Origin of the sequence: Plantibacter sp. 2H11-2 (assembly GCF_050031945.1) — a bacterium.
In the GTDB taxonomy this organism is placed as follows: Bacteria; Actinomycetota; Actinomycetes; order Actinomycetales; family Microbacteriaceae; genus Plantibacter; species Plantibacter auratus.
Genome location: NZ_JBNBBL010000009.1, coordinates 1 through 12,017, shown reverse-complemented (window position 1 = coordinate 12,017; position 12,017 = coordinate 1). Strand labels below are relative to the sequence as shown.

The following is a 12,017-nucleotide window of genomic DNA, read 5'->3' as shown; positions in this document are numbered from 1 at the left end:
TGCACTCACTGGGTGGCGAGTCTCCTCATGATCTCGGCTGCGCGGGCGAGGGTGTCGCGTTCGTCCGGGGTGAGCGCGCGCAGCTGCTGGGTGATCCACGCGTCGCGTTTCCGGACGGTCTCGGTGACGGTGGTGTGGCCCGCTTCGGTGAGGGCGATGGTGACCTTCCGGCGGTCGGCCGCGTCGGTTTCTCGGGTGACGTACCCGGCCTCTTCGAGGCAGTTGACGGTGCGATTCATGGATGGCGCGGACACGCGGTCGCGTTCGGCCAGTGCCCGCAGGGTTGCGGAGCCCTCTTTGTAGAGCCCTCCGAGGACGGAGAACTGCGGATCACTGAGGTCGTCGACCGACTTCTCCCCGCGCAGTCGTCTCGCGAGCCGGAAGGTGCCCATCCGGAGTTCGGACGCCTGCTCGGCGATCGTCAGGGCCCTGGTCTTCGTCGCTGCTCCGCTTGCCACGATTCGTTAGCCTAGCAAATTAGCCACCCTAAGTAAACCCGCGAACTGTCACCAACCGACAGTGCACGGGGTGCAGGACTGACCGTCGGTGACAGTTCGCGGGCTGGGGTGCGGTCAGAGCCAGCGACGCGCTCGGAAGATCGCGTAGAGAGTGCCGGAGAGGACGAGCATCGCTCCGATCGCGACCGGGTAGCCGAACTGCCAGTGGAGCTCCGGCATGTCGTCGAAGTTCATGCCGTAGACGGTGCCGATGAGTGTCGGGGCGAAGAGGATCGCCGCCCACGAGGAGATCCGCTTGATCTCCTCGTTCTGCGCCAGCGCCGTCTCGCTCATCCGACGCGACTCCTCGTTCTGCGCGAGGCTCGCCTCCGAGAGGCGTCGCATCTCCTCGTTCTGCTGCTGCGTCATGAGCGTCGCGTGCACGGTCAGCGCGTTCCGGAGCAGGTGACGGAAGGAGTCGACGCGCTCCGCGATCCGGAGGGTGTGGTCGAGCACGTCGCGGAAGCCGTTGCGCAGCTCCTCGTCGAGACCGTACTTGTCGGCGCCCTGCAGCAGGCCGTGGAGCATGGCCCGCAGGGGCGTGGTCGCGCGCTGGAACGCGATGACCTGACGCAGCAGCTCGTAGATGCGACGCGAGACGTCCGCAGCGTCGCCGAAGAGCTCGTCCTCGATCTCGTCGATGTCGTTCTCGAGCCCCGCGACGACGGGACCGTAGCCGTCGACGACCTGGTCGAGCACGGCGTGCAGGACGGCGTCGGGGCCGAGCGCGAGGATGTCGGGCCGGGCTTCGAGTCGCCGCCGGACCTGGCCGAGGTCGGGCTTCTCCGCGTGGCGGACCGTGACGACGAACCCGGGTCCGACGAACAGGTGCACCTCGCCGAACTCGACCCGCTCCTCCTCGTCCAGGTAGCGTGCCGGACGCAGGACGACGAACAGCGTGTCGCCGTAGCGTTCGAGCTTCGCCCGCTGATGGCCCTTCAGGGCGTCCTCGACGGCGAGCGGATGCAGGTCGAACTCCTGAGCGACGGAGCGGATCTCCGACGGTTCCGGGCGGTACAGACCGATCCAGGCCATGCCCCGCTGTTCGTTGAGGAGCTCGTACGTCGCGTCGAGCGATCGCGGGCTCGCCGAGCGCCGTCCGGTCACGTAGATGCCGTTGTCGATGAGTGCCATGAGGTCTCCGTCCATCGATCGACGGGAACGTGCGGCGGCCGCGCGGGTGCAGGTGATCGCGGTGGATCGCACCCGGGGAGGTGTGAGTGAGGGCGCCTCGGCACCGGCGGTGGCAGCGCCTACCGGGTGAGGGAGGCGAGGCGGTTCGTCGATGCGATGGCGCGGATACTGTCACCAGCCATGGCCGCTCACCTCGCTTCCGTCGAAACCTGCCGGCCCGCCGTTCGGGCCTCGTTCACCGTACGCCTGCCCTCCGGGAACTGCAAACGGACTCGCCACGCCGCCGGGCCGAGGGCCTACGCTGGCGGGATGAGCGAGCAGACCCCGCCACCCGTCGACGACGCGAACCGCCCCGTCGAGCCGCGACCGTATGCGACCGAGACGATCGTCGACGACGACGGCGTCACGGTCTACGTCTACCTGTGGGAGGTGCCGAACCCCCGGGCCGTCGTGCACATCGCGCATGGAGCGGGGGAGCACGCCCTCCGCTACGGGCGCCTCGCCGCACGGCTCAACGACGCGGGGTACACGGTCGCGGCCGACGACCACCGCGGCCACGGTCGCACGGGGCTCGAGCACCTCGGCCTCGGCAAGCTCGGCCCTCGGACGACCCGGGGTGCGATCGACTCCGTCGCCGCCGTCGGCCGGTACCTGCGGACCCGCTTCCCCGAGTCGCGGCTCGCGTTGCTCGGGCACAGCTGGGGCTCGCTCATGGCGCAGAAGGTCGTCGCCGAACACGATCTGTACGAGCTCCTCATCCTCTCGGGCACCTCGCTCGCGATGCCCGGCGTCATCAACGCCGGTGACCTCAACAAGCGCTGGCGGAAGACCGGGAAGACCGGTCTCGAGTGGCTCAACCGCGACCCGGCCGCCTGGGCCGCATTCGCCGCCGACGAGCGCAACTTCGACATCGGCGTCACCCCGGTGTGGAACCCGATCCAGGCGTTCGCCTTCCTCGGTCGCCCGCCGAAGCGTCTGCCGCGCGCGGTTCCGGTGCTCATCCTCGGCGGATCCGACGACTCCCTCGGTGGTGTCCGTGGCCTGACCCTCCTCCGCGACGCGTACGTGAAGCGGTCGAAGCTGACGGACGTGACGCTCGTCATCTACCCCGAGGCGCGGCACGAAATCTTCAACGAGCTGAACCGCGAGGACGTCGAGCGCGACGTCGTGGAGTGGCTCGACAAGCGCACCTGAGCCGCCCCGGCCCGGCAGCGCCCGCCCCGGTCCGTGAGCGCCCGCTCCGGTCCCTGAGCCTGTCGACGGGCAGCGAACGCCACCACCCGGTGACAAGCTCAGAGGCCGCGGGGTACAGTCGCGGCACCCACACTCGACGCAGAGGAGACCCGGTGACCTCGGACGGACCCACCTACAGCCACCGCAGACGGAACTCGGCGGAGCGCATCACGCTGTCGCTCGCGGGAGCGAGCACGGTCCCGTACTGGCTCGACAGCCCTGATCGGCCGTCGCCGGAGCCTCGACTCGTCGGCCAGGTCACGGCGGATCTCCTGGTCGTCGGTGGCGGCTATTCCGGACTCTGGACGGCGCTCATCGCCAAGGAGGCCGACCCCTCGCGTGACGTCGTGCTCATCGAGGGCAAGGAGGTCGGCTGGGCGGCGAGTGGCCGGAACGGCGGCTTCTTCGAGGAGAGCCTCACCCACGGCGTCGACAACGGCGAGCGCCACTTCGCCGACGAACTGCCGGAGCTCGATCGCCTGGCGGACGAGAACTTCGACGAGTTCGTCGCCACGCTCGACCGCCTCGGGATCGACGCCGAGTTCGAGCACACGGGTGTGCTCACCGTCGCGACCGAGCCGCACCAGGTGGACGCGCTGCGCGAGGTGTCGGGGGACGGTGTGTTCCTCGATCGCGAGGCTGTCCAGGCACTCGTGCATTCGCCGGTGTACCTGGCTGGTCAGCGGGAGTGGAAGAGCACCGCGCTCGTCCACCCGGCGAAGCTCGCCTGGGGTCTGAAGCGCGCGTGCATCGAGCTCGGCGTGCGGGTCTTCGAGCACACCCCGGCGACCCGGCTGCGGCGCTCGGGCGACGGCGTCGCGGTGACCACGAAGCAGGGCGGGGTACAGGCTCGGCAGGTCGCGCTCGCCACCAACGGCTTCCCGTCGCTCCTCAAGCGCACGGAGCTCCTGACGATCCCCGTGTACGACTACGTGCTCATGACCGAGCCGCTCTCCCCGGAGCAGCTCGAGAGCATCGGGTGGACCGACCGCTTCGGCATCGCCGATTCGAGTCGTGAGTTCCACTACTCCCGCCGGTCAGCCGACGACCGCATCCTCTACGGCGGCTTCGACGCGGTCTACCACCGGGGTGGCAGGATCCGACCGGAGCACGATCAGCGCCGCGAGACGTTCGAGACCCTCGCCGACCACTTCTTCACGACCTACCCGCAACTCGACGTCCGGTTCACCCACGCGTGGGGCGGCATGATCGACATGTGTTCGCGGCTCTCGGCGTTCCAGGGCACGGCACTCGGCGGGCGCGTCGCCTACAGCGCCGGGTTCACCGGGCTCGGGGTCGGCGCGACGCGCTTCGGGGCGAAGGTCATGCTCGATCTCCTGAGTGGTGAGTCGACCGAGCTGACCCGCCTGAAGATGGTCCGGTCCAAACCGATCCCCATCCCGCCGGAGCCCATCGCGAACCCCGCGATCCAGACCGTCCGCCGCGCGGTCGCCCGTTCCGACGCGAACGATGGCCGCGACGGCCTCCTCCTGAAGGTCATGGACCGCTTCGGTATCGGCTTCGACTCCTGACCTGGTTCGACGCCCCTTCCGGGGAATCCGGACGCCGTCCAGGAATAGGCTGGGGGCATGCATGGTGAGTACAAGGTCCCGGGTGGCAAGCTCGTCGTCGTCGATCTCGAGGTGGTCGACGACCGCATCGCGGACTTCCGCCTCGCCGGTGACTTCTTCCTCGAACCCGACGACGCGCTCGCGCTGATCGACCGCGCGGTCACGGGCCTGCCGGCCACGACCGACGCCGCAGGTCTCGCCGCCGCCATCCGCGGCGCCCTGCCGGAGGACGCCGTGCTCCTCGGGTTCACGCCCGAGGCGGTCGCGACGGCCATTCGCCGCTCCCTCGCGAAGGCGACGGGCTGGGGCGACTACGACTGGCAGCTCATCCACGAGGGCTCGGTGTCGCCGCAACTCCACCTCGCGCTCGACGAGGTCCTGACGAACGAGGTCGGCGAGGGCCGCCGCGGTCCGACGCTCCGCATCTGGGAGTGGGACCAGTCGGCGGTCGTCATCGGCAGCTTCCAGTCGCTCAAGAACGAGGTCGACCTCGACAACGCGAAGGCGAACGGCTTCGAGGTCGTCCGCCGCGTCTCCGGCGGTGGCGCGATGATGATGCAGCGCGGTGGCATCATCACCTACTCGCTCTACGTCCCGGCCGAGCTCGTGAACGGCATGACGTTCGCCGACTCCTACGCCTACCTCGACGACTGGGTGCTCGTCGCCCTGCGCTCGCTCGGCATCGAGGCGACGTACCAGCCGCTCAACGACATCACGAGCCCGTCGGGCAAGATCGGCGGTGCCGCGCAGAAGCGGCTCGGGAACGGCGCCGTGCTGCACCACGTCACGATGAGCTACGACATGGACGGCGAGCTCATGACGCAGGTGCTCCGCATCGGGCGCGAGAAGCTCAGCGACAAGGGCACCACCTCGGCCGCCAAACGCGTCGACCCGCTCCGCAGCCAGACCGGGCTCTCGCGGGCCGAGATCATCGATCGCATGAAGGACACCTTCGTCGAGATCACCGGCGCGACCCCCGGCCACGTCACGGATGCCGAGCGCGCCGCCGCCGAGCAGCTCGTCACCGACAAGTTCGCCACCGACGCCTGGCTCACCCGCGTCCCGTAGCCTGCCGCAGCCCGCGAACTGTCACCAGTGGCGGGTGTGCGGCTGCATCACCCACCGTTGGTGACAGCTCGCGGGCTAGGGTGGGGGGACGATGACAGCGCAGAACGAGACACCCGACCCGTCGACCCCCGCCACGCAGGCCTCCCTCGAGCAGCGGCTCGCCGACGCGGTGGCCGCCGAGAGCGAGACCCGGGTCGTCGAACGCTGCGTGTCCCTCCTCGCCGGTCGCTACGAGGGTGAGGACTTCCTCCGCGTCGTCGGCGGACACCACGCCGAGGGCATCCTCGGCGGAGCGCCCGCGCTGTACTGGCCCGAGCTCTGGGGCACCCGCGCCCTGCTGCACGTGTGGGACGACTCGGCGACCGCGCCCGTCATCGGAGCACTCGGCAACCAGGCCTGGCGCGTCCGCGAGATGGCCGCGCGCGTCTGCGCCGAACGCCGCATCGGCGACGTCGCCGCGATCGCACCACTGCTGAGCGACGACCACGCCCGTGTGCGCGCTGCCGGAGCCCGGGCGCTCGCCGTCGTCGGTGGTGAGGACGCCAAGCCGCTCCTCGAGGCGCTCCTCCGCGACCCCGACCGCGAGGTCCGTCGCGCCGCGCAGCAGTCCGCGAAAGCACTCGCCGCCCGCCGCTGAGCTCGCGAAGGGGCTCGAACGGTGGGTCCCGGACGCTCGACACCAGCCATTCGGGACCCGTCGCGGACCGGACTAGTGGGTGCCGGCCTCGAGCAGGATGATCACGATCCCGAACAGGGCCGTCGCGACGCCGCCGAGGAGACACCACCACCAGCGTGACCCGCGCACCACGAACGCCGCGCACCCGAGTACGAAGAGCATCAGCGTCGACACCTGCAACGCCAGGATCACGGCGTGCTCATGGCTGAGCACGCCGGCGACGCCGAACACGAGCGGGATCGTCGGAAGGACGGCGGACAGGAGCATCCCGGACGACTCCTGGAACCCGTGCCTGATCGACGCGCCGAGCGTCACCAACGCCTCGTGTCGGTCGTCACCGTGGTGCGCGAGGGCGGCCGAGTAGACGTGCGCGAGCCAGAACACGATGAGGGTCAGCGCACTCGTGATGAGCACCTGCTCGACGTCGTCCTCCTCGTACACGCTCGACGCGCCGACGAGGCCGGCGTAGACCACGGTGCCGTAGATCGCGCTCGACGAGGTGAGGCGTCGCAACGGTGACGGTTTCGGCTGCATGATCCAGAGGATAGCGGGCGCTGCGGCCCGGCGTCCCCGGTTCAGTCGCCGAGGTTGCGCTCGCCGCGTTCGTAGACCGAGGCCGCTGGCCCGACGATGTTGGTGTCGGGCGTGCCGACGACCTCGTGGTCCTTGTTGTCGTAGTCGAAGCGGTGCAGCACATGCCGCATCGCCTCGACCCTGGCGCGCTTCTTGTCGTTGCTCTTGACGATCGTCCACGGCGCGTCGGCCGTGTCCGTCGCCTCGAGCATCGCCTCCTTCGCGCGGGTGTAGTCGCCCCACTTGTCGAGTGAGGCGAGGTCCATCGGGGAGAGCTTCCACTGCCGGACCGGATCGACCTGGCGGATCGCGAAGCGCGTGCGCTGCTCGTCGGCGGAGACGGAGAACCAGAACTTCACGAGGTCGACGCCATCGCCGACGAGCATCTGCTCGAACAGCGGGGCCTGGCGCATGAACTCGTCGTACTGCGCCGGAGTGCAGAACCCCATCACGCGTTCGACGCCCGCGCGGTTGTACCAGGACCGGTCGAACAGCACGATCTCGCCGGCGGCCGGCAGGTGCTGGACGTAGCGCTGGAAGTACCACTGCGTGGACTCGCGGGTGGTGGGCTTCTCGAGCGCGACGACGCGGGCGCCGCGCGGGTTGAGGTGCTCGGTGAAGCGCTTGATCGTGCCGCCCTTGCCGGCCGCGTCGCGTCCCTCGAACACGACGACCAGCCGACGGTCGTTCGCCTTGATCCAGTTCTGCAGCTTCAGCAGCTCGATCTGGAGCAGTCGCTTGTCGCTCTCGTACTGCTCTCGCGACATGCGCTCGGCGTACGGGTAGCCCTCGCGCCACGTGTCGATGTGGCTGCCGGAGGCGTCGAGCAGGATGGGGTCGTCGTCGTCGACGTCGACCACCTGGTAGCCGTCGACCTGGTCGAGCGCGGGCGGCGGGGCGTAGTGCGAGACGAGCTGCTGCATGGTCGGGACGCTAGTCCCCGCGCGTAACCGTCAGGTGGCCGGGGGGTGACGCGCTGGTGGCGGTTCACAACTCAGGACGCGTCCGGCGTGTCAGCGCCGAGGACGGGCCTCCGATCGAGACGCGCCGGGGTGACCCTGAGTTGTGAACGGTGGCTAGCCGGCTGAGCGGGTGAGGAGGTCCTGACGCTCGGGGTGCGCGTCGAACCACTCGCCCACGTACCAGCACATCGGCACGATGCGCCGCTTGCTGTGCTGCTCGACGTCGTCGACCGCGTAGGCGACGAGGTCACCCGCGTACCCCTTGCCGCGGAAGGGCGGCGTCGTGAAGGTGCGGGGGAACGAGATCGAGTCGCCCGAGATCCGGTAGTCGACGACGCTCACCAGCTGGCCGTCGACGTGCATGGTGTAGCGCTGGGCATCGGTCTCGTTGGTGAACTCCGTGGTCATACGCGGTACAACGCGCGGGGCCGATCGTTCCTTCCCGGGTGTGCGGGCTGCTGGCTGCCAGAATAGGCACATGTCCCTCGCCGCAGCAGCCGATGAAGTGCCGCTGCGATGGACCCCGGACGGCCCCGACCTCGTCCTCGAGGGCGACAACCTCGACGTCGTGGCGCAGCTGCCCGACGAGTCGTTCACGCTCATCTATCTCGACCCGCCGTTCAACACCGGCCGCGTGCAGCGTCGCCACTCCTCGACCTCGGTGCGGACGGCCGAGACGGGGGTGAACCGTTTCGCCGGCTTCAAAGGGCAGGCGTACGAGCGCATCCGCGGCGACCTCCGACGCTTCGACGACGCCTTCGACGACTACTGGGGCTTCCTCGAGCCGCGCCTCGTCGAGGCCTGGCGTGTCCTGGCCGCCGACGGCACCCTCTACCTCCACCTCGACTACCGCGAGGCGCACTACGCGAAGGTGCTCCTCGACGCCCTCTTCGGCCGGGAGTGCTTCCTCAACGAGATCATCTGGGCCTACGACTACGGCGCGAAGGCTCAGAGCCGCTGGCCGACGAAGCACGACACGATCCTCGTCTACGTGAAGGACCCGAAGGGGTACCACTTCGACAACGCGACCGTCGATCGCGAGCCCTACATGGCGCCCGGGCTCGTCACCGCGGAGAAGGCTGCGCGCGGCAAGCTGCCCACCGACGTCTGGTGGCACACGATCGTCTCCCCGACCGGTCGCGAGAAGACCGGGTACCCGACCCAGAAGCCGGAGGGCATCCTGCGTCGTATCGTCCAGGCGTCCTCCCGCGAGGGCGACTGGGTGCTCGACTTCTTCGCCGGCAGCGGCACGACGGGGGCGGTCGCGAAGGCGCTCGGCCGTCGTTACGTCCTCGTCGACGAGAACCCGCAGGCGCTCGAGATCATCCGCGCCCGCCTCTCCTAGCCCGCGAACTGTCAGTTCAGCACAGTCGCTGCGCCCGGGACTGTCGTCTGGTGACAGTTCGCGGGCTGGCGGGGAGGGTCAGACGGAGGCGCGCGGAACGAGGCGGGTCGGCATCATCGTGACGCGCTCGACCGGCTCGCCCGCGAGGCGACGGACCAGCACCCTCGCCATCTCGGCGCCGAGGTCGACGGGCGACTGCGCGATCGTCGTGAGCGGCGGCGCGGCGGTCTCGCCGTAGCGGTCGTCGTCGTAGCCCACGACGGCGATGTCGCCGGGGATCGTCAGGCCGGCCTCGCGGATGACGGAGTACGCGCCGGCGGCCATCTGGTCGTTCGCGGCGAAGAGCCCGTCGATGGGTACGCCGCGCGCGAGGAGACGCCGCATCGCGGCAGCGCCGTCGGCCGGGGAGAAGTCGCCCACCTCGACGAGGTCGTGTGGAAGACCCGCGAGCTCGAGCTCCGCACGCCACCCCGCGAGTCGGTCGACCCCACCCGGCATGTCCTGACGGCCCGCGATCGTCGCGATCCGCGTCCGGCCGGCCTCGATGAGGTGGCGGGCCGCGGTCCTCGCGCCCTCGACGTTGTCGACGTCGACGTACGTGCTGTCGACGACGTCGGCACCCATGGGGCGACCGCCGAACACGATCGGGAGCTCCCGGCCGAGTCGGGTGTACGAGTGGTCGCCACTGTGGTGCGACACGACGAGCGCGCCGTCGACGTTGCCGCCGAGCAGGTAGCGACGGGTCTTCTCGGAGTTCGCCTCACTCGCGATGAGGAGGTTGAGCGTGTAGTCGGTCTCCGCCAGTTCGAGCGCGACGCCCTGCACGACCGACGCGAAGAACGGGTCCGAGAACACCCGGGCGGTCGACTCCGGGACGACGAGCGCGATGACCTGGGTTCGGCGGGAGGCCAGGGACCGGGCGGCGCGGTTCGGGACGTAGTCGAGTGCGGCGATGGCCTCGTTCACGACGGCGACGACCTCGGCCGTGACCTTCGGTGAGCCGTTCACGACCCGCGACACGGTCGCGCGGGAGACGCCCGCGCGGGCCGCGACCATCTCGAGCGTGGGGGCTCCTTGACCGGACTGCATCATCGTCCCCTTCCGAGCGGGTGAGCGTGTCGAGTGCAGTGTATCGCCGGGCGTCTGGACATCCGTGGCCGGTGCCGCTCCTCAGGAGGTGACCGGCGTGTCGCGTCCCCTCGATCGCGACACGCCGGAGTGTTCCTGCGTCAGGGAAGCTCCGCCACGGCGGGCACCACACGCGAGGCGGCGATGCGGCGCGCGTAGGCGAGTCCGCTGTCCTTGATCGTGCGCTCCTGCGTGTCGTAATCGACCCGCACGATGCCGAACCGCTTGTCGTAGCCGTACGCCCATTCGAAGTTGTCGAGCAGCGACCAGACGAAGTAGCCGCGCACGTCGGCACCGTCGGCGATCGCGAGTTCCACCTGGTCGATGTGGTCCTGGATGAAGGCGTCGCGGTCGACGTCGTGGATGCGGCCGTCCTCTGCGACGACGTCGTCGTAGGCCGCACCGTTCTCGGTCACGTACAGCGGCGGCAGCGTCGGGTACTCGCGGCCGAGCCGGACGAGCAGGGTGCGGAGGCCGGCGGGGTGCACCTCCCAGTCCATCGCGGTGCGCGGGAGTCCGCGGCTCGGGAAGGAGATGTCGGGCGAGGCGAGCCAGGGCGAACCGGCCTCGCGCTCGGTCGCGCCCGAGTGGCCGCCGTCGGCGCCGGAGTCGTCGGGGTGACCCGACACGAGGTCGTCGTGGTAGTGGTTGACGCCGAGGAAGTCGATCGGGGCGGAGATGGTCTCGAGGTCGCCGTCGTGGACGAGCGTGTCGAGGCCGAGGCCCTCGAGGTCGTGGGCGACGTCGGCCGGGTACGCACCGAGGACGATCGGTTCGAGGAAGATGCGGTTCATGATCCCGTCGACGCGGCGGGCGGCGTCGACGTCGGCCGGGTCGGTGGGGTCCGCTGGGATCGCGTTCGTGAGGTTGAGGGTGATGCCGATCTGCTCGGCACCGAGCTCGCGGAGGCGCGTGGCGGCGAGGCCGTGAGCGAGGTGCTGGTGGTGGATGGCGGCGAGCGCGGCGGCCTCGTCGCGGCGGCCGGGTGCGTGCACGCCGACGGCGTAGCCGAGCAGGGAGGAGCAGAACGGTTCGTTGAAGGTCGTCCAGTGCTGGACGCGGTCGCCGAGCGCCTCGTAGGTGGCCTCGGCGTAGTCGACGAAGCGCAGGGCGGTGTCGCGGTTCGTCCAGCCGCCCTGCTCCTCGAGCGCCTGCGGGAGGTCCCAGTGGTACAGGGTGAGCCAGGGGAGGATGCCGGCGTCGAGGAGTTGGTCGACGAGACAGCTGTAGAAGTCGAGGCCGGCGGGGTTGACGTCGCGGTCGCCCGGCTTGATGCGCGCCCAGCTCGTGGAGAAGCGGTAGGCGTCGAGGCCCAGCTCGGACATGATCGCGACGTCGCCGGCGGTGCGGTGGTAGTGGTCGACGGCGACCTCGAGGTCGTCACCGTTGGCGATCGCGCCGGGCACCCGGGCGAAGGCGTCCCAGATGGAGTCCTCCTTGCCGTCCTCGTGCGCTGCTCCCTCGACCTGGGCGGCCGCGGTGGCGGAACCCCAGAGGAACGGCGGCAGGATCAGGGCCGGACGGGTGGTGGGCTGGGGGGCGTGCGTCATCGAAGCTCCTCGTGGCTGGGTGCACGCCCATGCTATCGCCTGCTGAGAGCGCTCTCATGCTGGTCTGGTGTGTGGGTGGGGTGTGGCGCCAGCGCGGTGCTGTCTCTTATACACATCTCCGAGCCCACGAGACTTAAGACAAGATCTCGTATTCCGTCTTCTGCTTGAAAATTGGGGGGGGGGGGGGGGGGGGGGGGGGGGGGGGGGGGGGGGGGGGGGGGGGGGGGGGGGGGGGGGGGGGGGGGGGGGGGGGGGGGGGGGGGGGGGGGGGGGGGGGGGG

Annotated in this window: 12 protein-coding genes; 5 read left to right on the top strand and 7 right to left on the bottom strand. The window is 70.0% G+C overall.

Annotated features, from left to right (window positions below; translation table 11 throughout):
• Positions 1–5 precede the first annotated feature (5 nt).
• Both ACQG07_RS16025 and ACQG07_RS16020 read right to left on the bottom strand, forming a co-directional pair.
• On the bottom strand, positions 6–458 hold the full coding sequence (locus tag ACQG07_RS16025) for a MarR family winged helix-turn-helix transcriptional regulator (protein ID WP_229939713.1): 453 nt from the start codon (positions 456–458) through the stop codon (positions 6–8).
• 114 nt (positions 459–572) lie between these two features.
• Positions 573–1,631, bottom strand: a complete 1,059-nt coding sequence (locus ACQG07_RS16020) for a magnesium and cobalt transport protein CorA (RefSeq protein ID WP_064295772.1) — start codon at positions 1,629–1,631, stop codon at positions 573–575.
• Between the two features lie 309 nt (positions 1,632–1,940).
• Here ACQG07_RS16020 and ACQG07_RS16015 point away from each other — a divergent pair, with 309 nt between their 5' ends.
• From ACQG07_RS16015 to ACQG07_RS16000, 4 genes are all read left to right on the top strand, one after another.
• On the top strand, positions 1,941–2,825 hold the full coding sequence (locus ACQG07_RS16015; protein ID WP_161578678.1) for an alpha/beta hydrolase: 885 nt from the start codon (positions 1,941–1,943) through the stop codon (positions 2,823–2,825).
• A gap of 152 nt (positions 2,826–2,977) precedes the next feature.
• Positions 2,978–4,396: an NAD(P)/FAD-dependent oxidoreductase gene (locus tag ACQG07_RS16010; RefSeq protein WP_426738788.1), complete on the top strand. Its 1,419-nt coding sequence runs from the start codon at positions 2,978–2,980 to the stop codon at positions 4,394–4,396.
• Between the two features lie 57 nt (positions 4,397–4,453).
• Positions 4,454–5,503 carry a lipoate--protein ligase family protein gene (locus ACQG07_RS16005; protein ID WP_079706437.1) on the top strand — a complete coding sequence of 350 codons (1,050 nt, stop codon included), beginning with the start codon at positions 4,454–4,456 and terminating at the stop codon, positions 5,501–5,503.
• 91 nt (positions 5,504–5,594) lie between these two features.
• Positions 5,595–6,140: a HEAT repeat domain-containing protein gene (locus ACQG07_RS16000; RefSeq protein ID WP_192006272.1), complete on the top strand. Its 546-nt coding sequence runs from the start codon at positions 5,595–5,597 to the stop codon at positions 6,138–6,140.
• A 72-nt stretch (positions 6,141–6,212) separates the two neighbouring features.
• Here the strand turns inward: ACQG07_RS16000 and ACQG07_RS15995 are convergent, their stop codons facing one another.
• The 3 genes from ACQG07_RS15995 to ACQG07_RS15985 all read right to left on the bottom strand — a co-directional run bounded on the left by ACQG07_RS15995 (position 6,213) and on the right by ACQG07_RS15985 (position 8,122).
• Positions 6,213–6,713, bottom strand: coding sequence for a hypothetical protein (locus tag ACQG07_RS15995; protein ID WP_079706439.1), 501 nt, complete (start codon positions 6,711–6,713; stop codon positions 6,213–6,215).
• Between the two features lie 41 nt (positions 6,714–6,754).
• On the bottom strand, positions 6,755–7,675 hold the full coding sequence (gene ppk2 / locus ACQG07_RS15990; RefSeq protein ID WP_124767589.1) for a polyphosphate kinase 2: 921 nt from the start codon (positions 7,673–7,675) through the stop codon (positions 6,755–6,757).
• Between the two features lie 153 nt (positions 7,676–7,828).
• Positions 7,829–8,122, bottom strand: coding sequence for a GNAT family N-acetyltransferase (locus tag ACQG07_RS15985; RefSeq protein ID WP_426738787.1), 294 nt, complete (start codon positions 8,120–8,122; stop codon positions 7,829–7,831).
• A 70-nt stretch (positions 8,123–8,192) separates the two neighbouring features.
• Here ACQG07_RS15985 and ACQG07_RS15980 point away from each other — a divergent pair, with 70 nt between their 5' ends.
• A complete protein-coding gene (locus ACQG07_RS15980) occupies positions 8,193–9,059 on the top strand; it encodes a DNA-methyltransferase (RefSeq protein ID WP_079706442.1) in 867 nt (288 codons plus the stop codon).
• Between the two features lie 78 nt (positions 9,060–9,137).
• On the opposite strand, the gene ACQG07_RS15975 is transcribed toward ACQG07_RS15980, so the two are convergent.
• Positions 9,138–10,151 (bottom strand): LacI family DNA-binding transcriptional regulator, encoded by a 1,014-nt coding sequence (locus ACQG07_RS15975; RefSeq protein WP_159876110.1) that lies wholly within the window; start codon positions 10,149–10,151, stop codon positions 9,138–9,140.
• A 137-nt stretch (positions 10,152–10,288) separates the two neighbouring features.
• A complete protein-coding gene (locus ACQG07_RS15970; protein WP_426738786.1) occupies positions 10,289–11,737 on the bottom strand; it encodes a GH1 family beta-glucosidase in 1,449 nt (482 codons plus the stop codon).
• Between the last annotated feature and the right edge of the window lie 280 nt (positions 11,738–12,017).